This window comes from Bacteroidales bacterium, assembly GCA_013141385.1.
In the GTDB taxonomy this organism is placed as follows: domain Bacteria; phylum Bacteroidota; class Bacteroidia; order Bacteroidales; family Tenuifilaceae; genus UBA8529.
The window spans coordinates 16,374-42,127 of the sequence record JABFRB010000045.1 but is presented as its reverse complement, the minus strand read 5'-3'; the positions used below and the strand labels follow the sequence as shown (position 1 = coordinate 42,127).

Here is a 25,754-nt window from a genome sequence, read left to right as displayed (position 1 = left end):
AGAACTTTTTAATTTCTGTTTATGAATTTCATCAAAATTTTTAATCATTTGATTTTATGACACTTAACCTATCTTGGTTTTTTTGATTCAACATACTTAGTTCTACTCAAGTCTATTACGGAAAAGTTGATGTATCTTTTTGGGTTTTCTTTTACATCCTTTATTAGAAGCTCAAGACTTTTGGAAGCATTCTCGAGATTAAAGAAGAGAGTATCGTTATTTATGAGATTACCCAAAGTTCCTTTTCCTGAGTTTATTTTTGTTACAACAGCATTAAACTGCCGCATTGCAGAATCAACCTGTATCATCGTTGAAGCTATTTTTATTTTTGCCATTGTATCGCTTATAGCGGAAAAATTCTTAACAATTTTTGAAATATCCTTATTACTATTCTTAAGGTTCGAAGAAATAGATTCAACATTTGAAAGAATCCTACGCATAGTCCCATTGGGACTCATTGTAGTATCGAATTCAGCCGCTGTTTGATTTATACTGTAAAGAGCCTTGTTTAAATTCGCAAAACTTTGACTTAGCTGCACTCTATTTTCTTCGTTAAAAACCTCTGACATTATCTTTAAAGTTTTTTCTAATTCAACCATTAAATTTTCTGCCTTTTGTTTAACGGGTGCAATCTGATGTCCCAATTGATCTATTAATCCAGTTTCAATTTGCCCAGGTAAGGTATCCCCAGGGTTATGCAATTTGCCACCAGATATTACTTCGAGTTTAATGGCTTTGCCTCCAATAATACTCGTACTTATCATCTTAGCGATTGTATTTTCAGGGATTTTATACTTTTTTCCAACCAAAAGAGTAACCAGAAACCTTCCAGTATTACCTTCCTCAAATTTGATATTTTTAACCAACCCAACTTTAAAGCCATTAATAAGTACTGGGTTAGTATTCTCTAATCCATCAACTTGATTGAAAATTGTATAATAAATATTGTTGGGGCTAAAAATATTCTTACCCTTTAGAAAATTTATTCCCCAAAACATTGCAGCCAAACATAAAATAGCAAAAAATCCAATTTTTGCCTCGCGGGTTATTTTAATTTTCATCTGTACAAAATTTCATAAATAATTAATATAGAACTAGTTATTATTTCTCTTCGAATAATATTAATTACCTAGGCTCAGATGGAATGTCCATGTTTTGATCATTGCGCTTGGTGTTCTTTATCAACATGGACATTTCATATTAAATTGATATTTCTTTTAATGCGATATCGAGAGGAATGATTTTATTTCCTTTAACAGCTATTATAAACGCATCGGGAAATTGTTTCCTAATTTGCTGACAGTACTCAACAATTTCGGTATACTTCTTTTTACTACCAACAGTATACTTATATATACCATCAAAACCAATTTCATTAACCCCTTTAATATCTTTGAAAATTTTAGATGTTACTGGTATTTTCTTTCTGGATGAGGTGATTTGAACTTTAAAAATTATTTCTGCCTGATTGTTTTGTTCGTTTAATCTTAAGTTTGAGGTATCTTTTTCCTTTGTAAATTGTATACTTGAAGACATTAAACTTTGGTTATCAATACTCTTCTTATAATCACCAAATGCTTTAAAAATAGATGAAGCTATTAATTCTTGACCTGATTCGGTAGCAAGAAATGCTTCCTCCTTTATGTTGCTTAAAAAACCCGTTTCGATTAATACACTTGGCATTGATGATTTCCAAAGCACAAGGAATCCTGCTTGTTTTACACCTCTATCATGCCTAGTTGTGTGCTCTCTAAATTCCGTTTCAACAAGATTAGCAAATCGTAAGCTTTGATCTAAATGTGCATTTTGCATTAAGGTAAATATAATATATGATTCGGTTGACTTGGGATCATAGCCCTCGTATTTTGATGAGTAATCTTGCTCGTATGTAATAACTGCATTCTCTCGCATTGCTACATCAAGATTATCTTCTGACTTATGCAACCCAAGTACATATGTTTCAGTTCCATACGGACTCTTGCTTGGGTTAGAATTACAATGAATAGATATGAATAAATCGGCTTTGGAAGCATTCGCAATTGTTGTTCGCTCGTCAAGTGCAACAAATTTATCATCTTTTCGAGTGAAAATTACTTCTACATCCGGATAATTATTTCTTATAAAATTTCCTAATTTTAAGGCTATTGAAAGAGCTATATCTTTTTCACGCGTTCTGCTACCAAGTGTTCCAGGATCGCTACCTCCATGACCTGGATCGATAACAATTTTATGAATCCCATTGCTTTCTGGAGTTTGACCATTGGCATGAAAATTGAATAAAAAAGCTAACAAAGTAACATATACAAGTGTATATGTTCTAAAAAATGTTGATTTAAAAACAAAAAGCATTAACAACCTTTATAGTTTTTTGACTAGTTTTGAACCCTATTTCAAATTAATTAAACACAAAAATACTACATAAATTGCATTTGAGGCTAATTGTACTTTTTTTTCTTTTTAATTCATTGATTGGTTTCTCATTCGAAAAAACCGATCACGAAGTTTTTTATCATTCTGAACTTCAGCAAAAAGATTCTATTCCAATAAAAGATACTTCCGTAATAGCCAAGAAACAACCTTTAGAAGACCCCATTTTCTATAATGCCAAAGATTCAACCATTTACTCCCTTGACGGCAAAAAAATTTATTTGTTTGGTGATGGTGTTGTTAACTATCAAAAAATTGAGCTAAAAGCTCAATACATTGAATTTGATATGGAAAAAAAGGAGGTTTTTGCAAAAGGAATTCAAGATAGTACTGGTAAAGTACTAGGTAGTCCCGTTTTCAAAGATGGTGGACAAACGTATACAATGAGTGACATCTTCTATAACTTTAATTCAAAAAAGGCAAAAATAAATGGCGTAATTACTGAACAAAATGGAGGATTTTTACATAGTGATATTACAAAGAAAATGGAAGATAACTCTGTTAACCTTAAAAATGGAAAGTTTACATCTTGTAATCTCCCCCACCCTCACTTCTATATAGCGATGACAAAGGGAAAAGTAATTCCTAATGATAAAATTATTTTTGGCCCTTCATATTTAGTAATCGAAGATGTACCATTTCCTTTGGTTATACCCTTTGGTTATTTTCCAAATACAAGGGAACGTTCATCCGGAATAATAATACCTGAATATGGAGAGGAAATAATTAGGGGTGTATTCTTAAGGGGCGGGGGATTCTACTTTGGTATTAGTGATTATTTTGATTTAAAATTAACAACGGATATTTACTCTTTTGGATCATGGGCTGTTCGTTCTCAATCGACATACAAAAAACGTTATCGTTTTTCAGGTAATTTAGGTATTGATGTTTCAAAAAATATTCTAAACGATTCTACCCAATCAAATTCTTATAATATTGTATGGACACATTCACAGGATTCCAAAGCTAGTCCGAATTCAAACTTTTCAGCAAGTGTTAATTTTGGTTCAACTGACTACAACCATTTCAACTCATCAAACCTTACAGACTACTTAAGTAATCAGGTAAATTCAAGTATTAACTACTCTAAAACATTCGTTGGTACACCATTTCGAATGACTACTGCGTTTACTCACTCGCAGAATAATCGATCTAAAGTTGTAAGTATTGATTTTCCAAGAGTTTCACTTAGTATGGATAAGATTTACCCATTTAAAAGAGATTTAGAAGTTGGGGCACCTGCATGGTATGAAAAAATTGGATTTAGCGTAAATACTAGCATTGATAATAAAGTATCCGTAAAAGAAAAAAATCTGTTTAAACGAAGTGTTATTGATAGCATGAGTAATGGGATTAAACATGAAATTCCATTAATGACATCATTTAATTTACTTAAGTTCATTCAAGTAAGTCCAAGTGTAAATTACTCTGAATTTTGGTATGCTAGCACAATTAGAAAAAACTGGGTGGATGGTTCAGGTTCAATCCCAGGTAAAGTTGTAGAAGATACTGTTCCTGGATTTAGAAGGGCGTGGCAGTATAGTACAGGTGTATCCATGAGCACTAAGATTTATGGTATGTTTAATTTTGGAAAGGATAAAGCGATTCAAGCCATCCGGCATGTTTTAACCCCTACCTTTTCGCTCAGCTACAGACCTGATTTTAGCGATCCTAGCTATGGTTTTTACAAAACTTACCAAACTGATCAAAAGGGAAATACTGCAAAGTATTCAATTTTCGAAAGGGGGGTTTACGGTAGTCCTGGTGCAGGGAAATCTGGTATGATATCTTTTGGATTAGGGAATAATCTTGAAATGAAAGTTCGATCAACCAAGGATACGGTAAACAATTTTAAAAAAATTAAAATATTCGAAAATCTATCTTTCAATTCGAGCTATAACCTTCTTGCTGATTCGATGAAACTTCAGCCTATATCATTTGCAGGTAGTACACGACTTTTAGATAAAATTAATATAAACTTCAACGGAGTTCTTAACCCCTACGCTTTAAATGATAAAGGTGTGGCTTATAACACTTATGAACTCAAAACCAACGGAAAATTTGCTCGTTTAACATCCTTTTCTATTGGTGTAGATTTTTCATTAAATAGTGCAAAAAAGGATAAAAATTCGAATAAACAAACGCCTCCAGTAGATCTTCCACTTAATGGAGAACGGGATAATTCTTCGTTTGGGCAATCGATGAGCAGTAACAATATAACCACGCAAAGTGTTGATTTTGAAATCCCTTGGAATTTACGGATTAACTATAACTTTAACTACTCAAAACCAGCGTTTGAAAAGTCAACAAATCAAACATTAGGTTTTAGCGGTGATTTAAGTCTAACCCCAAAATGGAAAATTGGATTTTCTTCAGGATACGATTTTCAGATTAGAAAATTATCCACTACTTCAATCAACATTTATCGTGATTTACACTGCTGGGAAATGCGCTTGACCTTAATTCCATTAGGTTTCAGAAAAATGTATAGTTTTCAGATTAACGTAAAATCTGGAATGCTTCAAGATTTAAAGTGGACTAAGCGTGATAGTTATCTCGATAATCTGTAGATAATTAAATTGATTTAACCCAATTATTTAGTATTTGAAATCCGTAATTGGTTAGAATTGATTCCGGATGAAATTGAATACCCTTAATATTATACTTGCGGTGGCTTATTCCCATTATATCTCCATCTTTATCAACCGCAGTAATTTTTAACGGTGAATATTCGTCCGGGGAACTAACAACCCATGAGTGGTATCTTGCGCTTAAAAATTCTAGAGGTAACCCATTAAATAAAATCTCATTTTCATCAATCACGGAGGTTAATCTACTAATTCCATGATGTACATGAGGCATATTAATTAACTCCAAACCGAAAAACGCTCCTATTGCTTGATGACCTAAACAAATTCCTAAGATTGGTTTTATTGAACCCCATGTAGTCAAAATTTCATAAAGATTATGAGTTTCAATAGGTAAACCCGGCCCCGGAGAAAGCACAACACCATCATATGAACCTAAACTTGCAATATCAACCTTGTTACACCTAATGCATTCAACACTATTGCACATCTGTTCAAGGTAGTGGACAAGATTGAAAGTAAAGGAATCAAAGAAATCTATTACAACCACGTTCATAATTAAAAAAATCAGAATACAAATGAATATCTTTTTTATTAATTTCGTAAATTATTGTAATAAACAATTCATCATAAAATATCCATTTAAAACGGATTATTTTTGCGAACCGAAGTTAACTGAAGTTAACAGTTCATCTAAATCAATAAAACATGGATATTCAATTGTTGTTAAAAGTATTCACCTAGAAATCTATAAAAAACAACCAATTATATTCTTAACGTAAATTTTATTTTCATGAAAAAGATTATTAGTACCGATAAAGCACCTAAAGCAATTGGCCCTTACAGCCAAGCTGTTGAAGTAAATGGGACTCTTTATATTTCTGGTCAAGTTCCTATCGATCCTGCCATAGGAAAACTGATTGAAGGGGGCATCAAAGAACAAACTGAACAAGTAATGAAAAACATTGGAGCCATACTAAACGCTGCAGGTTTAAACTACTCAAATGTTGTAAAATCGACCTGTTTGTTAAGTGATATGGATAACTTTGCCGCTATGAACGAAGTGTATTCACGTTACTACACATCCGAAATGCCAGCACGTGCTGCTTATGGCGTAGTAAAACTTCCTCTGGGAGCGTTAATAGAGATTGAGACAATTGCTGTTAAGTAAAAAATAAGCCCATAAAAAAAGCCATCCTAAAAACGAAGGATGGCTTTCTTTTAAAATTAAAACTGGAATTATTCGGCAATAACATCAAAGTCAATTTTCACTTTTACTTCACGATGAAGCTTAATCTCTGCTGTGTAACTACCAATTTCTTTCAGTTGATCGTCCTGAATGCTAATTATTCTACGATCAATATCAAAGCCCTTTTGAGAGAGTGCTTCAGCAATTTGGATTGTGTTAACTGAACCAAATATCTTACCAGTTGAGCTTGTTTTAGCACCAATAGTAAGTTTAACACCTTCAAGTTTCTTAGCAATAACTTCAGCATCAGCTTTAATCTTAGACTCCTTATGAGCACGCTGTTTAATATTCTCAGCAAGAATCTTTTTTGCGGATTCGGTGGCTGTAATTGCAAATCCTTGTGGGATTAAATAATTACGAGCGTATCCGTTTTTAACCTTAACAACCTCGTCCTTGTTACCCAGGTTTTGAACGTCCTGTTTAAGAATGATTTCCATCTAAAAGTCCTCCTACTTAAATTATTTCAATAAATCAGTTACGAATGGCAATATTGCCAAATGACGAGCTCTTTTAACAGCAGTAGCAACCTTTCGTTGGAACTTAAGAGATGTACCAGTTAAACGACGTGGTAAAATTCTGCCTTGCTCGTTGAGGAATTTTTTTAGAAATTCGGGATCCTTATAATCAACGTATTTAATCTTATTTTTCTTGAAACGGCAGTATTTTTTCTTCTTTACCTCAACAGTTGGGGGTGTGAGATATCTGATTTCTGATTGATTCTGATTCATGATTTATACCTCCTTAGCTTTAGATTCAACTTTAGCGCTACGCTTCTTAATTGCGTATTCAACTGCATATTTATCCATCCTAAACGTTAAAAAACGGATAATACGCTCGTCACGACGGTACTGTATTTCCAGTTTATCAATCAAAGATCCTTCGGCTTTAAACTCAACTAAATGGTAAAAGCCAGTAGTTTTCTTTTGTATGGGGTAGGCCAATTTACGTAATCCCCAGTTTTCTTCGTGTACAACCTCACCTCCATTGTCGGTGATTACACTTTTGAATTTGGTAACCGCTTCCTTCATCTGGGCCTCAGACAAAACGGGAGTTGCAATGAAAACGGTTTCGTAATGATTTAACATAGATTAATGTAATTAGTTTGTAAAATAATGAGGCGGCAAAAGTAGGTATTTTTCCCTTAAGTAGCAATAATTGGATACAATTTTATTACGCATGAACTTTTCTGATTATGATACTATCTTCATAATCAAACTTAAATCATGGATTTTTTCACTATCTCCTAATTTTTCATATGAATAGATTAAACCCGAAACCAACTGGGCAATTGTTACCCGGTTTGAACAAGGCAGAAAGAATTCCTCTTTTATTTCAATATTCTGTTGATTAAGAAAGTGTTCAATTTCTCTTCGACCCAAAACAGAACCCTTATTAAACGGGTTAATATAAAAAAGAATTCTTTCTTGAGGGCTTTGTGATTGTGTTTCCTTAAATCTATCCCTATACGCTAGGATAAAGTTTTTGGGCAGATTAACAGTATAAATTGGTAAACCCAAACGTTGAGCAATGGTTGAATATAAAATTGCTAAAGTGATTGGTCCTCCTTTTTTGGTCTCAATCACCTGATTAATAAATTGGTTTTGAGGAGCAAAAAAATTAGATAGATTACTCGTAAAACCGTGAATATCGTATATAATATGATTAAGTATTTTTACCTTTTCTAAAGCCGTTAAATTCTCATTGAATTCTAACCAAATATCTTTCTTGATTCTCTCAATAGCATTTTCAATTTCATCAAATTCAGAATCTGGGTATTGGTATAACGAAAGGTAATAAGCTCCTTCTAATATGTCGGTTGCGCCTTCAGAAACCCATTTCGTGAGATTTGCTATCGTGCTATTAAGCTGAATTGTGTGTATTAACGTCTCAATTCTTTTCTGAACAAATTCACTAGACGAGGATTCCCATGCCTCTTCGAGTGCACCAACTATGGCGATTCCTTGATTAATTATGTTTGCAGAAATAACATTAAATACCTCCTTATCGGGATCATCAAGTAATACAATAAGTGCATTTAATTCTTTTGCATCCATAAATAATTGTTCAAAACACTATTATTCAGAAATCTTATTTAAGGTTTGCTCAATTAAATTTTTTATAGCGGGCTTGTAATCTTTGGTTGCATCTTTAATAACCCTATTTGCAATAATAGTGCAAATTGTAACCGATTCGTGTCCCATTAACTTTGATAGGCCATTAATTGCAGAGCTTTCCATTTCAAAATTGGCGATTTTTTTGCCATTATAGCGAAAAGATTCTATTTTTTCGTTTAAGGTTGCATCTGCAAGAGGTAATCTTAATACTCTTCCTTGTGGACCATAAAACCCTGGTGCAGAAATTGTAAGTCCCTTAATCGTAAACGATTCAAAAAGTTTTACTAGTCTCTCAGAAGATTTTGTAAAATAGGGTTTGGCGCACTGGGAATTCCAATTTGTATGCTTAAGAAATACCTGTTCCATTTCCAATTCACATACTTTATCCCTATTGGCATAAAAGTTAAGTAGTCCATCAAAACCAACACTAATTTCAGTTAACACATTACTAGCAAGGGGTATATCGGGTTGTAGTGCACCTGATGTTCCCAATCTAATTAGTGTGAGTTTTTTATGAGTTTCTTTAACTGTTCTAGTTTTCAAATCAATATTAGCCAGCGCATCAAGTTCATTTACTACTATATCAATATTATCAGTCCCTATTCCTGTTGAAACTACTGTGATACGCTTATTGTTGTAAAGTCCAGTTGTTGTATTGAATTCTCTGTTTGACACTGTAAACTCTTTTTTACTAAAAAAAGATGAAACAGTTTCAACCCTACCTGGATCACCAACCATTATTATGGTATCTGATATTTGTTCTGGGTGTAAATGGAGGTGAAAGATGCTCCCATCAGGATTAATTATAAGTTCGGATGGTTCAATTATTCTCATCGAATTGGTTTTTTATGATAATCTGCAAATGTAAAAAATTAATAGATTGCAGAGTGTAAATGTACTATAAATGCTTTAATTCAGTATTTTATTCTATTTTATCATCACCAATGAATCAGATTGAAAAATTGAGACTAAAAATTCTATCTTTGCAGAAAAAAAGCAATAAGATGATTCAAAGAACTCAAACCATATACTTATTGGTAGCAACAATTCTGATAAGTTTATATTTTTTCTTCCCATTTGCATCATTTATTCTTGAACAGGATATGTCGGTTTATCACTTGTCGATAAAAGGGCTTATTCCAGATGTTGGATGTCAAAAGGTATTGATTAGAGTAATTCCCTTAATTATTATATTATCTGTTATTATTGCCATATATATTGCCTCAGTGTTATTCTATAAACATAGAATGATTCAGATAAGATTATGTATACTTAACATTATCCTAATTATAGGTTTCCAGTGTTGTTTATACTATTTTACTAGAGTCTCTGCTCAACTCATTGGTAGTAAAACTTCTTATGGTATAATCTTTATTTTTCCTGTTATTTGCGCTATCCTAACTTACCTAGCAATCAGAGGAATTGCAAAGGATGAAGCATTAGTAAGATCCATTGATAGGTTAAGATAAACTAGCAAAAAAAACACCGATTAAGTCGGTGTTTTTTTTGCTAGTTCCATTATCGTTATTCATATCTTAGAACATCTGCCGGATTTCTCCGTGTAGCTTTTATTACCTCAAAACTTATAGTAACAAAAGAAATTATAGTAATAATTGCAGGTACTGCAACAAATAGATACGGGTTAATCTTTGTGTGGTAGGCAAAATTCTGTAGCCATTTATTCAGAGCAAACCATGAAATAACCCAAGCAATAATTGTTGAGAATACTATCAAACGTAATGTTTCAGAAGAGAGTACAGAGATAATGCTCTTTTCTTCAGCTCCTAAAGTTTTACGAATTGCTATCTCCTTTGTTCTTAATGATGTGGTAAAAGATACCATTCCCAACAAACCAAGACATGAAATAATAATTGCAAGGATAGAAAATGAAATAAGGATTATTCCTGTTCGTCTCTCTCCTTTATACATATTCGCAAGGCTGTCATCGAGGAAATAATACTCAAATGGGTACTCCGACATTTTTTCCCAAATTGCCCGAAGACCATTTATTGCATTCTGCACATTGTCAGGTTGAATATCGGCAATTACAACTCCCTCCCAGTTCCCAGGCATAATCGTTAGGGTAATCGGTGAAATACTAGCTTTTAACGATGCTATATGGAAATCCTTTACAACACCGACTATCCGCCAGTAATATTTTACCGAATTATCACCTCTAGAAGATATTAACCTCCGCTGTAAGGGATTTTCGAGCCCAAGCACCTTTGCTGTAGCCTGGCTTATTACAATAGCACTTGAATCGGTGGCTATGTCTGGGTTAAGAAATCTTCCTTCTACCAGCTGAAGTCCAAGCGTTTTTTCGTACCCGAATGAAATATAACCTCTAGGGCAAATATAGAGAGTTTCAGTATTTTCATCGCCCTCAAGGTTAAAACCGGTAAGGGAAAAATTACTGCCTGGTATTACATCACTATTAGCAATGCTGACAACTCCTGGTATTTTTAGAGCTTCTGCCTTAAAAGCATCTATGTTTTTCTTAAGTCCATCGGAGCGCTTTACTACCAGCTTATTCTCCTTGCTGAAACCAAGATTATAACTCTGCATAAACCGTAACTGCTTGAATATCACAGTGGTGGCTAGGAGTATGACTATACACACTGTAAACTGAGAGATAACCAGAATACTCCGAAGTAACCCACTTTTAGCCCCAGCCTTAACTCTCCCCTTGAGTACGCTAATAGGTTTGAACGATGCAAGAAATAGTGATGGGTAGAAACCCGATATAAGCCCTACAAGTACTGAAAAGCTGATTAAGCTTGGTATTATATACCATTTTGACAGGTATCCCATGGAAAGCTTAATCCCCAACAGGTTATTAAAGGATGGCAGCAAAAGCTCTACTATTAGCAATGCAATTGCCAGAGCTATAAAACTTACTAGAATCGATTCAGATAGGAATTGTATCACTAATCTTTTTGCATCAGAGCCAACCACTTTACGCAATCCAACCTCTTTAGCTCGTGTAGCCGAACGGGCTGTTGCTAGATTCATGAAATTGATACAGGCAATCAGAAGAATTAGGACTGCAGCTACCGATAAAATATAAACGTAAAGGCTATCCCCATTGGATTCAAACTCATCTGTTAAATTAGATGTTAAATGGATGCCTTTTAGTGGTTGGATAAAGTAACCATAATAGCTACCACTTTTCTCAAAAGCATCAAAGGTAATCTTTAGAAACATTTGAACCCGTGGCCCAATATATTTTGCTGCAAAATGGTGTAGTTTTTGCTCAAACATTTCGGGACTAGCCCCCTTCCTAAGTTTTACATAACTGTAAAATTCATTTACCGTCCATACCTGATTTTCACTTCGAAGGGGGTATGAGTTTATGGAGCAAAGGATTAAAAAGTGGAAATGGCTATTTGGTGGTACATCCTCCATAATACCCGTAATTTCATATAGGGTGGTATCCTGTCCCACTCGAATACTTTTACCAAAAGGATCCTCGCTTCCAAAATACTTTTTTACCGCAGTTTGGGTCATCACCATGGTTCTGGGGCGGGATAGAACCTTTTTAGGATCACCCTTAATGAGCTTAAAGCTGAACATCCCAAAAAGGCTTGAATCTGCAAAAAGGACTTGCTCCTCATTGAATTTTCTATCACCAGAACCTATTAGCCAATCACCCATCCTAGATAACCGAGTAACGCTTTCAATCTCAGGGCATTCGTTCATTATTGCGTTTGCCATTGGAGCACAAGTCAATGCAGATCTAATTGGATCTCCTTTAATCTTAGCTTTACGCGCTATTCTATATATTCGATCATAATCATTATTGAACCTATCGTAGTTAAATTCATTCAAGACATACAGGGTTATCATTAAACTCCCTGCAATCCCAATAGCAAGCCCTAAAATATTAATTATTGAATAAAATTTGTATTTAATAAGGTTTCGAAAACCAGTCTTTAAATAGCTATCAATTATGGTCATTACATTTTGATTTTCAGTTCAGAGTTCAAAACTTTTTGCTTTAACAATTTTAGAAATAAAAATTTAACGAAAAACAAAAACTCATTCTTTTTTTTACCTAATTGTTTTTCCTGTGTTTTACATACTCCAAATGATGGGTTGTAATAAGGTTTTCAAGCAGCTAAAGCTAGTTTCTAGAAGTTGAACGTAACTTGCTAGTTGACATAAAATGTCATCTTGAGCAGAACGAAGGATTTAATTATCCAATAGTTAAATGGTTGTTTTCTGCGTATCCATTGAAATTCAACTCGTTCAGCGTGGCAAAGTAACAATCTAACACAATGCCTCCTGTTATTCCTTTTTACCATAAAAAAACACTCCAAAAGTTAGACACAAAACTTTTGGAGTGCATATCAACTTTTTGAGACACCCTATTTTATTCGTACTTCCTCATGAGAAATTTTCCAAATATTCAAATTTTGAAACAGTCACTTTTTTAAGTTTATTTCTATAATTATTCATACTTTAGAACATCTGCCGGATTTCTACGTGTAGCTTTTATTACCTCAAAACTTATAGTAATAAAAGAAATTATAGTAATAATTATAGGTACTACAAAGAATAGGTATGGGCTAATCTTTGTATGGTATGCAAAATTCTGAAGCCATTTATTCAAAGCAAACCATGAAATAATCCAAGCAAAAACTGTCGAAAATACTATCAAAAGTAATGTCTCCGAAGATAGAATTGAGATAATACTTGTTTCTTCTGCACCTAATGTTTTGCGAATGGCTATCTCCTTTGTCCTTAGTGATGTGATAAAAGATACCATTCCCAACAAACCAAGGCATGAAATAATAATTGCTAAAATTGAGAATGAAATCAGTATTATACCAGTTCTTTGCTCGCCTTTATACATTTTGTTTAAGCTATCATCAAGAAAGTAGTATTCAAAGGGGAATTCTGATAATTTTGTCCAAATATCTTTCATACCATTAATTGCACTCTGTTCCCTTCCTGGTTCAATGTTTGCGATAACGATACCCTCAAAATTACCTGGCATAAAAGTTAATGCAACAGGCGAAATATTGGAACGAAGAGATTCAATGTGAAAATCCTTTACAACTCCCACTATTTGCCAATAACGGGGTGGTTGACCTGGTGACATTAACCTATGATTTAAAGGATCTTTAAGTTCAAGAACCTTAACTGTTGATTGGCTTATAATTACAGCATTTGAATCGGTAGGAATATCTGAACTCAGAAAACGACCTTCAACAAGCTGTAATCCAAGTGTTTTTTCAAGCCCTGGAGAAACAAAGGCTTGCTGAATTGTGTAAGTTGTTCCAGTATTAGCATCATTCTCGAGAAGGAATCCATTTAGGCTAAAGTTTTTTCCAGGCATTGCATTACTATTTGCGATACTAATAACTCCAGGTACTTTTAATGCTTCTTGTTTAAAAATATCCATATTTTTTTTCAAGCCATCTGAACGCTTTATTACCAACCTATTCTCTTTACTAAAGCCAAGATTATAGTTCTGAACATATCGCAATTGTTGATATAAAACAGCCGTAGCTAGGAGAATGCTTATACTTACAGTAAATTGTGAAACTACCAAAATTTTTCTCAACATACCGCTTTTAGCACCTGCCTTAACTTTTCCCTTAAGCACATTTATAGGGTTAAAAGCAGCAAGAAATAGTGATGGATATAAACCTGATATAAGTCCAACTATTAAAGAAAAGGATATTAATCCAGGCAATATATACCATTTTGCAAAATAACCCATGGTTAGCTTAATTTCAAGCAGGTTATTAAAGGCAGGGAGGGCAAGTTCTACGATTAGCAATCCAAGTATTAAGGCCAAAAAACTCACTAGTATGGATTCGGATAAAAACTGAAAAATCAGCCTATTTTTCCCAGAACCCACAACTTTTCGAAGACCTACCTCTTTTGCTCTTGTTGCCGATCTAGCAGTTGCTAAATTCATAAAATTAATACAAGCAATAAGCAAAATAAGAATTGCTACGACTGAGAAAATATAAACATATAGTATATTCCCATTCGTTTCTAGCTCTCCTGTTAATTTGGATGTTAAATGTATATCTTTTAAAGGTTGAATAAAATAGCCATAAGAATTCCCGCTTTTTTCAAAATCTTCAATTGAAAGATTTAGAATCTGTTTTAGCTGTGGTCCAATATATTTAACCACTAGATTTCTTAATTTTTGTTGAAATTCCTTTGGATCGGTACCTTTTTTAAGCTTTACATAATTGTAAAAATTATTTGATAGCCAGATAGGATTTTCGCTCTGCCTTGGATATGAATTCAATGAACCAAGAAGTAAAAAATGAAAATGACTATTAATAGGAACATCCTCCATAATTCCAGTGATTTCGAAAAGAGTAGTATCGTTCTCTACTCTAATACTTTTACCAATAGGATCTTCGTTGCCAAAATATTTCCGCACTGCTGTTTGAGTCATCACCATTGTCCTTGGGCGACTAAGAACCTTTTTTGGATCTCCTTTTAATAATTTATAGCTAAACATTTCGAAGAAGGAAGAATCTGTAAAAAGAAATTCTTCCTCATTGAATTTCCTATCGCCAGAACCTATCAGCCAATCCCCCATTCTACTTATTCTTGCAGTACTTTCAACATCAGGGATTTCATTCTTCAATGCCCTAGCCATAGGAGCACAAGAAACAGCCATATTAACTGGTTCACCCTTAACTTGACCTTTAAGTACTATTCTATAAATCTGCTCATAATCTTTATTGAACTTATCGTAACTAAGTTCATTTGAAACATATAGGACTATTAGCAAACTTCCTGCAATCCCAATAGCAAGTCCTAGTATGTTAATAAAAGAATAGAACCTATATTTACTTAGATTACGAAATCCCGTTTTTAAATAGCTATCAATAATCGACATAGTTTTAGTATTTTGGTATTTCGCTTGTTTATTCAACTAAAATGCCATCAATGCTATTTAATTGATAAACAATCACTATAAATAACCAATTAGTTAGTTTTAGTATACTAATTCGAACAGTTGATGTTCGCTATCGAACAATTGAAAATAGGTTATTAAGAACTAGTAGTATTAAAATAACACCTTGAATCAATTAGCTGTTGGGTTACTACTTTTCATTGCCAAAGTAAAGTAAACAGCAACTATTAAAGCACCCATACCTGCAATTGTAAACATTAATAATGGGCTAGCTCCATACCATATTAATCCTGCAAGGCTACTAGCAATTAAAGTGGCTAAACTCTGAAAACTCGTATAAAATCCAATAGCTGTAGCTGTATGTTCCTTGCTTGCTAAATTACTTATCCAAGCTTTGGATACACCCTCGGTTGCTGCAGCATAGAATGAATATAGTCCAAAAAGTAACGCAAAATGATATAGGGTCGATGCAAAACCAAACATCATGTAAACCAACGAGAATAAGAATAACCCAGTAATCATTATCCTTTTCATACCTAATTTATCTGCAAGCCAACCAGCAGGATAGGAAAGCAATGCATAAAGAAGATTATAGAATATATATAGACCTATCATCTGGGTATCGCTGAAACCCTGATGTTTAACCATCAACAAAAGAAATACATCTGAACTATTGAACAGGGCAAAAACCAGTAGACCGATTATAAGTAGTTTGTACTGGCTACTCCCAACCTTCCAGTATCCTAAAAACGAGAAAAAACCTTGTTTGATTTTAACTGGTGATTCTTTTTTTGGTTTAACTTTCTCCTTTAATAGCCATGTGAGGCTAATTGCAATTATACCTGGCAAAAAAGCAATAACAAATAACCAACGGTACTGCTCAGGGTAAAAGTAAAGGAAAATCAAAGCTATAAATGGCCCAATGGCAGCACCAAGGGTATCCATCCCTCGGTGAAAGCCGAATACCTTCCCTTTTGTCTCAGGAGTAGACTCATCGCTAAGTAAAGCATCACGAGAGCTGTTTCTTACTCCTTTTCCCAGTCTATCAAGGGTTCGGGAAAAGAAAATCCATATCGGGAATTGAAAGATTGCCATCATTGGCTTTGAAAATGCGCTCATGGTATAGCCCCAACGAACAAAGGGGACTCTTTTGCCAATTTTGTCAGATAAGTGTCCAAAATATCCTTTACTTATTCCTGCCGTTGCCTCTGCAAGTCCTTCGAGTATTCCTATTAGGATAACAGAAAAGCCTATTGATTTTAGGAAAACAGGCATAATTGGGTAAAGCATCTCGCTAGCGACATCAGTAAAAAGGCTCACAAATGAAAGGAGGATAATTGCTTTGGTTAAAAATTTTGGCATGATTATCAGGTAATTAAATAAATTGTAAATAGTTAATAATTAATGTGCTAAATCAATTTAGGAATTATTATTTTTATCACCTAATATTAAATATTTCTAAAGTGAAATTTAAAAAATGAATTGAAATGAAAAGAACTTGTTTTCAAATAATTTCGATTTTATTTCTGTTGGGCACATGGAATCATCTTATTGCTCAAGATAATCAAACTAAAAAAAGGACTGAAAGTGTTTCTCAATACGTAAATCCATTAATTGGAACAAAGGATATGGGGCATTGCTATCCCGGTGCAACAGCACCTTTTGGAATGGTTCAGCTAAGTCCCGATACCGACACTGCACAATACACCTATGGACAAGGCTATAACAAGGAGGTTTACAGATACTGCTCTGGTTATCAATACGATGATCCAACCATTGTTGGATTTTCGCATACTCATTTACATGGTACAGGGCATTCCGATTTAGGTGATATCCTAATAATGCCAACTACAGGCGAAATCAGATTAAATCCCGGCATTGTATCTAAACCAAACTCTGGTTACCGAAGCAGATACTCTAAATCTACCGAAAAAACTTCAGCAGGATACTACTCCGTTTTTCTTGAAGATTATAAGATCAAAGCGGAGCTAACCGCAACCGCTAGGGTTGGACATCATCGATATGTTTACCCAAAAGATAAGGATGCAAATGTAATCTTGGATCTAGTTCACGGAATTTATGGTTACGATGGGAAGGTTATTTGGGCATCAATAAGGGTTGAAAACGATTCAATCATCACTGGTTATAGGCAAACCAACGGTTGGGCACGAAATAGATTTATCTACTTTGCCATAAAATTTTCAAAACCATTTAAATCATTCGGGTTAAGAAACGATGAAAAGGAGGTTTATCGTGGATTCTGGCGGCGTTGGCAAATGGATAATAACTTTCCTGAAAGATCGGGTCATAAGGTAAAAGCCTACTTTACATTTGGAAGTATCGACACGCTTGAGGTAAAGGTTGCAATTTCGGGGGTTAGCACAATTGGGGCAATGGAAAATCTTAGGGCTGAAGTTGCATCCAATAATTTCGATAAAACTCTATCAAAAGTAAAAAACCTTTGGGAGCAAGAGCTCAGTAGAATACGGGTTGATGGAACAAATGATGAAAAGGTTAATTTCTATACAGCACTTTACCATTGCATGCTCTGTCCCACAATTTTTATGGATGTTGATGGGAAATACAAAGGGCTCGATGGTAATATTCATCAGGCAAATGGGTTTACAAACTACACCGTTTTTTCGCTATGGGACACCTTTAGGGCTTTTCATCCGCTAATGACGCTGCTCGAACCAACCAGAGCAGGCGACATGGTTAACTCCATGCTTGAACATTACAAGCAGAGCGTTCATGGGATTCTTCCCGTTTGGTCGCATTGGGGAAACGATAATTGGTGCATGATTGGCTACCATGCCGTTCCCGTTATTGCCGATGCCTATATGAAGGGTATCAAAGGGTTTGATAGTGAACTGGCACTAAAAGCAATGGTAAGCAGCGCAACCTACCTAAAATATGATGGAATTGATGATTATACTAAGTATGGTTACTTGCCAAAAGAAAGGAGTTCAAGTTCAGCCTCTGTAACCCTTGAGTATGCCTATGATGATTGGACAATCTACCAAATGGCAAACAAAATGGGCAAAATTGACATTGTCAGCACTTTCAAAAAGAGAGCAATGTCCTATGCAAATATCTTCGATACCAAAACTGGCTTTGCTAGGGCCAAGGATAAGGATGGGAAGTTTATTACACCATTCGATCCGCTCCAAACTCACGATATGGGCTTTATTGAGGGTAATGCGTGGAATTATAGCCTATTTGTTCCCCATGATATCAGTAATTTGATAAATCTATCAGGGGGAAAGGCCAGATTTACCCAGCATCTCGATTCCCTTTTCACAATGACTTTACCCCCCAAGTACTACGAAAATACCGAGGATATTGATAAAGTTGGGATTATGGGTAATTACGTGCATGGCAACGAGCCAAGCCACCATGTAGCCTACATGTTTGTTTATGCTGGGCAGCCTTGGAAAACTCAGGAGATTGTGCGTAACGTGATTAACAGGATGTACCTTAACAAACCCGATGGTCTTTGCGGCAACGATGATTGTGGGCAGATGTCCGCATGGTACATATTCAGCGCAATGGGTTTTTACCCAGTTTGCCCCGGAAGTAACCAGTATATAATTGGTGCGCCCTACCTACCCTATTTAAGCGTAACGCTTGAGAATGGAAAGGTACTAACCATTAAGGCCGATGGCGTGAATAATGAAAATAGGTACATTCAATCCGCCACACTCAATGGCAAACCACTTTTAAACGCTTGGATTACTCACACCGATTTGATTGATGGTGGGGAATTGGTTTTTAAGATGGGAAAAAAACCGAATAAGAAATGGGGCGTTGAAGGGAAACTATCACCATATTCAATGAGCAAGGATGTTTAAGTTAGAAAGATTTAAGACATAAGAAAACAGGGATGGTTATTGGTAGCTAATACCTCATCAAACCAAAAAATATCTTGTACAATTTAATCGCATTTTGCGATAATTTGTAAAACCATCCCTTTTCCACTTGGTAGTTGCTACTTTTCACTTACTACTCCCATCTAAATTCTCCACAAATCTATCTCAAAAAAATACTAATTTCTCATTTTCATGCTTTACATCTATGTTGCATAACAATAAAATACACAACATATTTCATACATATAATCAAATCAAAGGATTTACTTTTGTATCAATAAAAACAAAAAACCAAAATTATGCAATTATCACATATTGAACACATTGGAATTGCAGTCAAAAATCTTGACGAAGCAATTGCTTTTTATGAAAAAGTCTATGGACTTAAATGTTACAATGTTGAAGAGGTTAAAGATCAAAAAGTAAAAACCGCCTTCTTTATGGTTGGTCAAACAAAAATTGAACTTTTAGAATCAACCGATCCTGAAGGCCCAATTGGCAAATTCATCGAAAAGAAAGGCGAAGGATTTCATCACATGGCCTTTGCTGTAAAAAATATTGAAGGAGCATTAGAGGAGACCGAAAAAAACGGTGTAACCCTTATCGATAAAACTCCCCGAAAAGGAGCTGAGGGTTTAAATATTGCGTTCCTACATCCTAAATCTACCCTAAGCGTTCTTACCGAACTTTGTGAAGACAAGAATAAATAATCCCATGATAAAGCACACACAAAAATGAGTACAAGTCAGGAAAAGAAAATTCAGGAACTAATCGCCCTCCGCGAAAAAGCAAAACTTGGAGGAGGGGAAAAGAGAATTGAAGCCCAACACAAAAAAGGGAAATTTACTGCTCGGGAGAGGTTAAACATGCTTCTTGATGAGGGTAGTTTCGAGGAATTTGATATGTTTGTGTCACACCGTTGTATCGATTTTGGATTGGAGAAAGAATCATACCTTTCCGATGGTGTAGTAACAGGCTATGGTACAATTGATGGTCGTTTAGTATACGTTTTCTCACAAGATTTTACAGTTTTTGGAGGCTCTCTATCCGAAATGTTTGCAGCTAAAATCTGCAAGATAATGGATAAGGCTATGAAGGTTGGTGCTCCTGTAATTGGAATTAACGATTCAGGAGGTGCTCGTATTCAAGAGGGTGTGAATAGCCTTGGAGGTTATGCAGAAATTTTTGAACGTAATATCCTTGCATCAGGTGTAATTCCTCAGCTATCTGCAATTTTTGGCCCTTGCGCTGGAGGTGCTGTTTACTCACCAGCTCTCACCGATTTTATAATGATGAACAAGGATACAAGCTATATGTTTGTAACTGGTCCCAAAGTGGTAAAAACGGTTACGGGTGAAACGGTTACGTCCGAAGAACTCGGTGGAGCCTCTGTACATTCAACAAAATCAGGCGTAGCCCATTTTGTATCTGAGAATGAAGAGGAAGGCATAATGCTTCTTAGAAAGTTATTAAGTTATCTCCCCCAAAATAATCTTGAAGAGCCACCATTAGTTTCTTGTACAGATCCTATTGATAGGCTCGATGATTCATTGAACGAAATTATTCCCGATAATGCAAATAAGCCTTATGACATGAAAGATGTTATAAGTTCTATTGCTGATAATGGGGAATATTTAGAGGTTCAGCGTGATTATGCTCCAAATATTTTTATTGGATTTGCTAGATTTAATGGTCAATCGGTTGGAGTGGTTGCAAATCAACCAAAATATCTTGCAGGGGTACTTGATATTAATGCCTCACGCAAGGCCGCACGTTTTGTTCGTTTCTGCGATGCATTTAATATTCCCATTGTCACCTTGGTTGATGTCCCAGGATTCCTTCCAGGAACAGGTCAGGAATACAATGGTATTATTATTCATGGTGCTAAATTGCTTTATGCTTTTGGCGAAGCCACTGTTCCCAAAATTACAGTTATTCTCCGAAAAGCTTATGGAGGTGCATATGATGTTATGAGTTCCAAGCATCTACGTGGTGATATTAACTACGCTTGGCCAAGTGCAGAAATTGCTGTAATGGGTCCTAAAGGTGCTATTGAAGTTCTTCTAAGTCGCGAACTCGACAATATCGAGGATGAGAAGGCAAAAGTTGAACTTTTGGTTAGAAAAGAGGCAGAATACAAAGAGAAATTTGCTAACCCATACGTTGCAGCAAAATTTGGATACATCGATGATGTTATTGAACCCCGAAATACCCGTTTTAGGATAATAAGGGCATTACAGGCACTTGCAACCAAAAAGGATGTAAATCCTCCAAAGAAACACTCAAACCTACCATTATAATCAAACAAAATGCAAACTATGAAAATGTTAGCAAAGAAAATTGCATTCACAGTTGGGTTGGTAATCATTGGGTTTTTCAGTTCTGCTCAGAGTGTTGAAGCCAACCAGTTGAGTCAAGGTTCTGGTACTGGTATGATTTTAGCTTCGCTAATCATTGTTCTTCTTTTATTATTCGTTATGTACATTATTTTAAAGATAATAAATATATACACAGTTGGTAAGCAAAAGAAGAATAAGGAAGCAACTGCAGCACTAGAAGGCAAAACTGCAGTTCATGAGGAAATATCAGGTGAAGTATTTGCAGCAATATCGACTGCGCTTTACCTATACGAAACAGAGCAGCACGATCACGAGTCGACAATACTTACTATAAATAGGGCTGCTAAGAGCTACTCACCTTGGAGTTCAAAAATTTATGGTTTAAGACAAATCCCTCGAAAATAATCTTCAAAAACCGATCTTTTCATGAAAGAATTCAAATTCAAAATAAATGGTAATGATTACAATGTAAATATTACCAATATAGATGGAACTACAGCTGAACTGGAAGTAAACGGAACTCCTTATAAGGTTGAGATTGACAAGGAACTCAAGCAGACAAAAACGCCAAAGCTGGTTCGTGCAGCATCTGTACCATCCACAGATACACACCCAACATTAGCTAAAACACAAAGCCCTGGCGTTGCAACAACTGGTTCCATAAAATCTCCATTACCTGGGGTTATACTCGATGTTCATATCAAAATAGGAGATATGGTTAAACGAGGGCAAAAAATCCTTGTACTTGAGGCGATGAAGATGGAAAACAATATTGACTCTGATAAGGAAGGGCGTGTTACCGAGGTTAAAGTGAAAAAAGGTGATAACGTTCTGGAAGGTGATGTTCTGATAATTATAGGAGAATAAAAATGGAAAATTCGACTAGTATCGCGTCCCAACTACAGGGTAGTTTTCAACAATTCATCAGTTCTACCTCATTTTCGGGCATATCTTGGTGTCATTTCATTTTGATTTGTTTGGGTCTTGCTCTTATCTATTTAGCAATTGTAAAAGAACGCGAGCCACTCCTCCTTATCCCAATCGGATTTGGGATAATCATTGGGAATATTCCACTACCTCATGGGCTTCAAATTGGAGTTGATATACAAGGAAGTGTCCTAAACCAACTTCAATATGGGTTAACTCACGGGCTATACCCAGCCTTAATATTTTTAGGGTTAGGCGCTATGACCGATTTCAGTTCAATAATATCTAACCCTAAATTAATACTGATTGGGGCATTCGCACAATTAGGAATACTTGCTTCGTTTCTTATCTCCTCAAGTTTTGGACTCACCCATGCGGAGGCCAGTACAATCGGAATGATAGGAAGTGCAAATGGTACTGTGGCAATCTTCCTCTCATCAAAACTTACACCAGATTTATTGGGATCAATCGCAATTACCACCTACATCTTAATGGCACTTGTGATTGTACTACAACCTCCAATTATGAAATTTTTGACAACTAAAAATGAGAGGTTAATCAAGATGAAACCTCCACGTCAGGTCACACAATTGGAGAAGGTTCTTTTCCCTATATTTGGATTGCTGTTAACCGCGTTTGTTGTTCCAGCTTCATTACCTTTACTTGGAATGCTTTTCTTCGGAAACCTATTAAAGGAGAGCGCAGTAACAAAACGTCTTGCCGAAACCGCCAAAGGTCCAATGATTGATATAATCACCATTCTTATTGGATTTACGGTTGGTATATCGGTTCAAAGTAGCATTTTTAGTTCAAATAAGATTATTTGGATTATATTGATTGGAACAATATCATTTATCGTTTCAACGATTATTGGCATAATCTTCGTAAAAGTTCTAAACCTATTCCTCAAGCCCGACAATAGAATTAACCCTTTAATCGGAAATGCTGGTGTTTCTGCTGTACCTGATAGCGCAAGGGCATCGCAGATTGTGGGCTTAGAATATGATAAAAACAACCATTTACTAATGCACGCAATGGGACCTAGCGTAGCAGGCGTGATAGCTAGTACTCTCGTAGCGGGTGTCCTAATAAGCTACTTCATCTAACCTAATAGAGAGAAATCCCAGAATTTTTCTGGGATTTCTTTTTTAGTTGTGCTTACCAAATATTTATCATTTACCTTTCCTTTCTCTCAACCTCTTTTCCCAATTCCAAGCAGTAAGTAAAGCATCATCCAAGGTATGCTGCATTTTCCAACCGAGTTCGGCTTGTGCAAGTGAGGTATCAGCCCAAACTTTCTCAACATCCCCTAACCTACGTCCTACAATCTCATAATTCAGCTTAACGCCACTTACTTTTTCAAAAGTTTTTACTATTTCAAGCACAGTTACACCTTTCCCTGCGCCAATATTGAAAAATTCAAACCCGCTCTTATTCTTATTATCCTCAAGCCTTTTAAGTGCAAGAATATGTGCTTTCGCTAAATCAACTACATGGAAATAATCGCGAATTGCTGTTCCGTCAACGGAATCATAGTCGTTTCCGAAAATCTGCAATTTTTCTCTTAGACCAATTGCTGTTTGTGTAATAAAAGGAACTAAATTATCTGGCTTACCAAGAGGTAATTCACCTATTTCTGCTGATGGGTGGGCACCAATTGGGTTAAAGTATCTCAGAGCAATTCCTTTAATGTTAGTTTTTGCCTTAATAGTATCACTTAAAATATCCTCAGCAATTTTTTTAGTATTTCCATAAGGCGAAAATGCTGGCAAATAAGGTGAATTCTCTGTAACGGGAAGTTTTTCTGGTTGCCCATAAACAGTGCAAGAACTAGAAAAAACGATATTCCCTCCTCCGCCTCTTTGCAATAACTGTAATAGATTAATTAGCGAAAATATATTGTTGTGATAATACTCCAAAGGTTTTTCAACGGATTCTCCAACTGCCTTTAATGCTGCAAAATGAATAATTGAATTAAAGCCATTGTATTTATCAAATAGGTTTTCCATTTGAGAAAAATCGGAGCAATCAGCTTTAATAAACTCGGGTCTTACACCCGTAATCCTTCGAATTCCCTCTATTGAATCAATACTTGAATTGCAAAAATTATCAACTATTACAACATTATAGCCAGACAGAATCAACTCAACAGCAGTGTGCGAGCCAATGTAACCAGTCCCACCAGTAAGTAAAACATTTTTCATTACTTTTTTTGGTAAATATAAAAAATTCAACCCATACAATTTTACACTAAAATATATAGTTTATTCACTAAATGAATAATAAATTAGTATTTTCGTAATCAAAAATAAAATCAATTTATGGATAATCAGATTCAAAACCAGAGACCTACTGATGAAATTGATCTCTTAGAACTGTTCAGCAGAATTGGATTAGGGATAAAGAAATTTTCCTATTGGATTCTTGAGCTTATTAGATCCTTTTTTTTGCTACTAATTAGAAAGTCAATATGGATATTATCCTTTTCTCTTATTGGAGGATTTGTGGGTTACTATTTCTATAATACTACCCCAAGGTTCTATTCATCAGAAATGGTTGCTCGTTCTAATTCAATGAACAATAGTGTTATTGTTAATTCAATCAATTTACTTAACGATCTATTCGAGAATAAAAACTATAATGCACTAAGTAGTTATTTAGGTACTTCGTCTAAGGAGGCAGAAAAGATTAGATCTATTGAAGCATTTTATGGAATAGATATCAATAAAGATATAATTGCTGATTATATTGATTATAATAAAACCTATAACCCCAAAGATACAACACAAAAAAGGTTATCCGATGTGTTTTATTTAAGAATTAGTGTATATGATGAATCCATTTTCTCAAACGTAAGAGACGGAATTAAGAAGTACATAAGTACAAATCCGTTTATTCTCCAAAATAATGAGGTAAGGATACAGCAAACAAAAAGTATGATTACAGAATATCAAAGTGAAATCAATAAACTTGATAGCCTCCAAAAAGTGCAGTATTTTGAAGTTCCCAAAATGCAAAAAGGGGGTAATAGTCAAATGATTGTACTTAATGAGAAAGAAGCAAAACTCTACCATAATGATATTTTAAGTCTATATAACAGAAAATTATCTCTTGAAAAAGAACTTGTCCTAAACCCTGACCCAATAACAATCATTCAAGATTTCACCCAACTTTCAAAAGCAGAAAATCCTCTTATTAAATTTTTAAAAACTTGGATATTAGTTTTTGCAATATTTGGATTATTATCTTCTCTTATTTGGCAATTGCGAACTAAAATTTGGTATCTTATTAAAAATCAGTAATACTAAAAAAGCGGGATAATCCCGCTTTTTCTTTTTTTAGACAAATT

22 protein-coding genes are annotated in these 25,754 nt (G+C 34.9%); 10 read left to right on the top strand and 12 right to left on the bottom strand.

Going from position 1 to position 25,754, the window contains the following annotated elements:
- Positions 1-68: 68 nt before the first annotated feature.
- Together HOO91_20405 and HOO91_20400 are read right to left on the bottom strand one after the other, a co-directional pair.
- A complete protein-coding gene (locus tag HOO91_20405) occupies positions 69-1,061 on the bottom strand; it encodes an MCE family protein (GenBank protein NOU19928.1) in 993 nt (330 codons plus the stop codon).
- A gap of 139 nt (positions 1,062-1,200) precedes the next feature.
- On the bottom strand, positions 1,201-2,349 hold the full coding sequence (locus tag HOO91_20400) for an N-acetylmuramoyl-L-alanine amidase (GenBank protein NOU19927.1): 1,149 nt from the start codon (positions 2,347-2,349) through the stop codon (positions 1,201-1,203).
- A 116-nt stretch (positions 2,350-2,465) separates the two neighbouring features.
- Here HOO91_20400 and HOO91_20395 point away from each other — a divergent pair, with 116 nt between their 5' ends.
- Entirely contained in the window at positions 2,466-4,997 is a 2,532-nt protein-coding gene (locus HOO91_20395; GenBank protein NOU19926.1) for an LPS-assembly protein LptD, read from the top strand.
- 4 nt (positions 4,998-5,001) lie between these two features.
- Here HOO91_20395 and HOO91_20390 read toward each other — a convergent pair whose 3' ends face one another.
- Positions 5,002-5,571, bottom strand: coding sequence for an aminodeoxychorismate/anthranilate synthase component II (locus HOO91_20390; GenBank protein ID NOU19925.1), 570 nt, complete (start codon positions 5,569-5,571; stop codon positions 5,002-5,004).
- Positions 5,572-5,808: 237 nt separating this feature from the next.
- Between HOO91_20390 and HOO91_20385 the strand changes: the two genes are divergently transcribed.
- Positions 5,809-6,186: a RidA family protein gene (locus HOO91_20385; protein ID NOU19924.1), complete on the top strand. Its 378-nt coding sequence runs from the start codon at positions 5,809-5,811 to the stop codon at positions 6,184-6,186.
- A 68-nt stretch (positions 6,187-6,254) separates the two neighbouring features.
- Here HOO91_20385 and HOO91_20380 read toward each other — a convergent pair whose 3' ends face one another.
- The 5 genes from HOO91_20380 to HOO91_20360 all read right to left on the bottom strand — a co-directional run bounded on the left by HOO91_20380 (position 6,255) and on the right by HOO91_20360 (position 9,212).
- Complete coding sequence (locus HOO91_20380) at positions 6,255-6,701, bottom strand: 50S ribosomal protein L9 (GenBank protein ID NOU19923.1); 447 nt, start codon at positions 6,699-6,701, stop codon at positions 6,255-6,257.
- Positions 6,702-6,722: 21 nt separating this feature from the next.
- Positions 6,723-6,992: a 30S ribosomal protein S18 gene (locus tag HOO91_20375; GenBank protein ID NOU19922.1), complete on the bottom strand. Its 270-nt coding sequence runs from the start codon at positions 6,990-6,992 to the stop codon at positions 6,723-6,725.
- A 3-nt stretch (positions 6,993-6,995) separates the two neighbouring features.
- A complete protein-coding gene (locus HOO91_20370) occupies positions 6,996-7,349 on the bottom strand; it encodes a 30S ribosomal protein S6 (GenBank protein NOU19921.1) in 354 nt (117 codons plus the stop codon).
- 105 nt (positions 7,350-7,454) lie between these two features.
- Entirely contained in the window at positions 7,455-8,318 is an 864-nt protein-coding gene (locus HOO91_20365) for a hypothetical protein (protein ID NOU19920.1), read from the bottom strand.
- Between the two features lie 21 nt (positions 8,319-8,339).
- Entirely contained in the window at positions 8,340-9,212 is an 873-nt protein-coding gene (locus HOO91_20360) for a nucleoside phosphorylase (GenBank protein NOU19919.1), read from the bottom strand.
- A 170-nt stretch (positions 9,213-9,382) separates the two neighbouring features.
- Here HOO91_20360 and HOO91_20355 point away from each other — a divergent pair, with 170 nt between their 5' ends.
- Positions 9,383-9,847, top strand: coding sequence for a DUF4293 domain-containing protein (locus tag HOO91_20355; protein ID NOU19918.1), 465 nt, complete (start codon positions 9,383-9,385; stop codon positions 9,845-9,847).
- 55 nt (positions 9,848-9,902) lie between these two features.
- On the opposite strand, the gene HOO91_20350 is transcribed toward HOO91_20355, so the two are convergent.
- The 3 genes from HOO91_20350 to HOO91_20340 form a co-directional block, all read right to left on the bottom strand.
- Positions 9,903-12,335, bottom strand: coding sequence for an FtsX-like permease family protein (locus HOO91_20350; GenBank protein ID NOU19917.1), 2,433 nt, complete (start codon positions 12,333-12,335; stop codon positions 9,903-9,905).
- Between the two features lie 493 nt (positions 12,336-12,828).
- Positions 12,829-15,252: an FtsX-like permease family protein gene (locus HOO91_20345; protein ID NOU19916.1), complete on the bottom strand. Its 2,424-nt coding sequence runs from the start codon at positions 15,250-15,252 to the stop codon at positions 12,829-12,831.
- A gap of 189 nt (positions 15,253-15,441) precedes the next feature.
- Positions 15,442-16,632 (bottom strand): MFS transporter, encoded by a 1,191-nt coding sequence (locus HOO91_20340; GenBank protein NOU19915.1) that lies wholly within the window; start codon positions 16,630-16,632, stop codon positions 15,442-15,444.
- Between the two features lie 125 nt (positions 16,633-16,757).
- Here HOO91_20340 and HOO91_20335 point away from each other — a divergent pair, with 125 nt between their 5' ends.
- From HOO91_20335 to HOO91_20310, 6 genes are all read left to right on the top strand, one after another.
- On the top strand, positions 16,758-19,121 hold the full coding sequence (locus HOO91_20335; GenBank protein ID NOU19914.1) for a glycoside hydrolase family 92 protein: 2,364 nt from the start codon (positions 16,758-16,760) through the stop codon (positions 19,119-19,121).
- 317 nt (positions 19,122-19,438) lie between these two features.
- Positions 19,439-19,849, top strand: a complete 411-nt coding sequence (gene mce, locus HOO91_20330; protein NOU19913.1) for a methylmalonyl-CoA epimerase — start codon at positions 19,439-19,441, stop codon at positions 19,847-19,849.
- A 24-nt stretch (positions 19,850-19,873) separates the two neighbouring features.
- The gene (locus tag HOO91_20325) at positions 19,874-21,439 is read left to right on the top strand and encodes an acyl-CoA carboxylase subunit beta (GenBank protein ID NOU19912.1); all 1,566 of its coding nucleotides are present in this window, start codon (positions 19,874-19,876) and stop codon (positions 21,437-21,439) included.
- Between the two features lie 18 nt (positions 21,440-21,457).
- Entirely contained in the window at positions 21,458-21,883 is a 426-nt protein-coding gene (locus HOO91_20320) for an OadG family protein (protein NOU19911.1), read from the top strand.
- A gap of 21 nt (positions 21,884-21,904) precedes the next feature.
- A complete protein-coding gene (locus tag HOO91_20315; GenBank protein ID NOU19910.1) occupies positions 21,905-22,345 on the top strand; it encodes a biotin/lipoyl-binding protein in 441 nt (146 codons plus the stop codon).
- 2 nt (positions 22,346-22,347) lie between these two features.
- Positions 22,348-23,511: a sodium ion-translocating decarboxylase subunit beta gene (locus HOO91_20310; GenBank protein ID NOU19909.1), complete on the top strand. Its 1,164-nt coding sequence runs from the start codon at positions 22,348-22,350 to the stop codon at positions 23,509-23,511.
- A 66-nt stretch (positions 23,512-23,577) separates the two neighbouring features.
- On the opposite strand, the gene galE is transcribed toward HOO91_20310, so the two are convergent.
- Positions 23,578-24,609, bottom strand: coding sequence for a UDP-glucose 4-epimerase GalE (gene galE / locus HOO91_20305; protein ID NOU19908.1), 1,032 nt, complete (start codon positions 24,607-24,609; stop codon positions 23,578-23,580).
- A gap of 117 nt (positions 24,610-24,726) precedes the next feature.
- Between galE and HOO91_20300 the strand changes: the two genes are divergently transcribed.
- A complete protein-coding gene (locus tag HOO91_20300) occupies positions 24,727-25,707 on the top strand; it encodes a hypothetical protein (protein NOU19907.1) in 981 nt (326 codons plus the stop codon).
- Positions 25,708-25,754: the final 47 nt, after the last annotated feature.

Bases quoted from the DNA above. Each gene is read 5' to 3' on its own strand.
- HOO91_20405 (NOU19928.1), bottom strand. From the start codon at position 1,061: ATGAAAATTAAAATAACCCGCGAGGCAAAAATTGGATTTTTTGCTATT.
- HOO91_20400 (NOU19927.1), bottom strand. From the start codon at position 2,349: ATGCTTTTTGTTTTTAAATCAACATTTTTTAGAACATATACACTTGTA.
- HOO91_20390 (NOU19925.1), bottom strand. From the start codon at position 5,571: ATGAACGTGGTTGTAATAGATTTCTTTGATTCCTTTACTTTCAATCTT.
- HOO91_20385 (NOU19924.1), top strand. From the start codon at position 5,809: ATGAAAAAGATTATTAGTACCGATAAAGCACCTAAAGCAATTGGCCCT.
- HOO91_20380 (NOU19923.1), bottom strand. From the start codon at position 6,701: ATGGAAATCATTCTTAAACAGGACGTTCAAAACCTGGGTAACAAGGAC.
- HOO91_20375 (NOU19922.1), bottom strand. From the start codon at position 6,992: ATGAATCAGAATCAATCAGAAATCAGATATCTCACACCCCCAACTGTT.
- HOO91_20370 (NOU19921.1), bottom strand. From the start codon at position 7,349: ATGTTAAATCATTACGAAACCGTTTTCATTGCAACTCCCGTTTTGTCT.
- HOO91_20365 (NOU19920.1), bottom strand. From the start codon at position 8,318: ATGGATGCAAAAGAATTAAATGCACTTATTGTATTACTTGATGATCCC.
- HOO91_20360 (NOU19919.1), bottom strand. From the start codon at position 9,212: ATGAGAATAATTGAACCATCCGAACTTATAATTAATCCTGATGGGAGC.
- HOO91_20355 (NOU19918.1), top strand. From the start codon at position 9,383: ATGATTCAAAGAACTCAAACCATATACTTATTGGTAGCAACAATTCTG.
- HOO91_20350 (NOU19917.1), bottom strand. From the start codon at position 12,335: ATGACCATAATTGATAGCTATTTAAAGACTGGTTTTCGAAACCTTATT.
- HOO91_20345 (NOU19916.1), bottom strand. From the start codon at position 15,252: ATGTCGATTATTGATAGCTATTTAAAAACGGGATTTCGTAATCTAAGT.
- HOO91_20340 (NOU19915.1), bottom strand. From the start codon at position 16,632: ATGCCAAAATTTTTAACCAAAGCAATTATCCTCCTTTCATTTGTGAGC.
- HOO91_20335 (NOU19914.1), top strand. From the start codon at position 16,758: ATGAAAAGAACTTGTTTTCAAATAATTTCGATTTTATTTCTGTTGGGC.
- mce (NOU19913.1), top strand. From the start codon at position 19,439: ATGCAATTATCACATATTGAACACATTGGAATTGCAGTCAAAAATCTT.
- HOO91_20325 (NOU19912.1), top strand. From the start codon at position 19,874: ATGAGTACAAGTCAGGAAAAGAAAATTCAGGAACTAATCGCCCTCCGC.
- HOO91_20320 (NOU19911.1), top strand. From the start codon at position 21,458: ATGAAAATGTTAGCAAAGAAAATTGCATTCACAGTTGGGTTGGTAATC.
- HOO91_20315 (NOU19910.1), top strand. From the start codon at position 21,905: ATGAAAGAATTCAAATTCAAAATAAATGGTAATGATTACAATGTAAAT.
- HOO91_20310 (NOU19909.1), top strand. From the start codon at position 22,348: ATGGAAAATTCGACTAGTATCGCGTCCCAACTACAGGGTAGTTTTCAA.
- galE (NOU19908.1), bottom strand. From the start codon at position 24,609: ATGAAAAATGTTTTACTTACTGGTGGGACTGGTTACATTGGCTCGCAC.
- HOO91_20300 (NOU19907.1), top strand. From the start codon at position 24,727: ATGGATAATCAGATTCAAAACCAGAGACCTACTGATGAAATTGATCTC.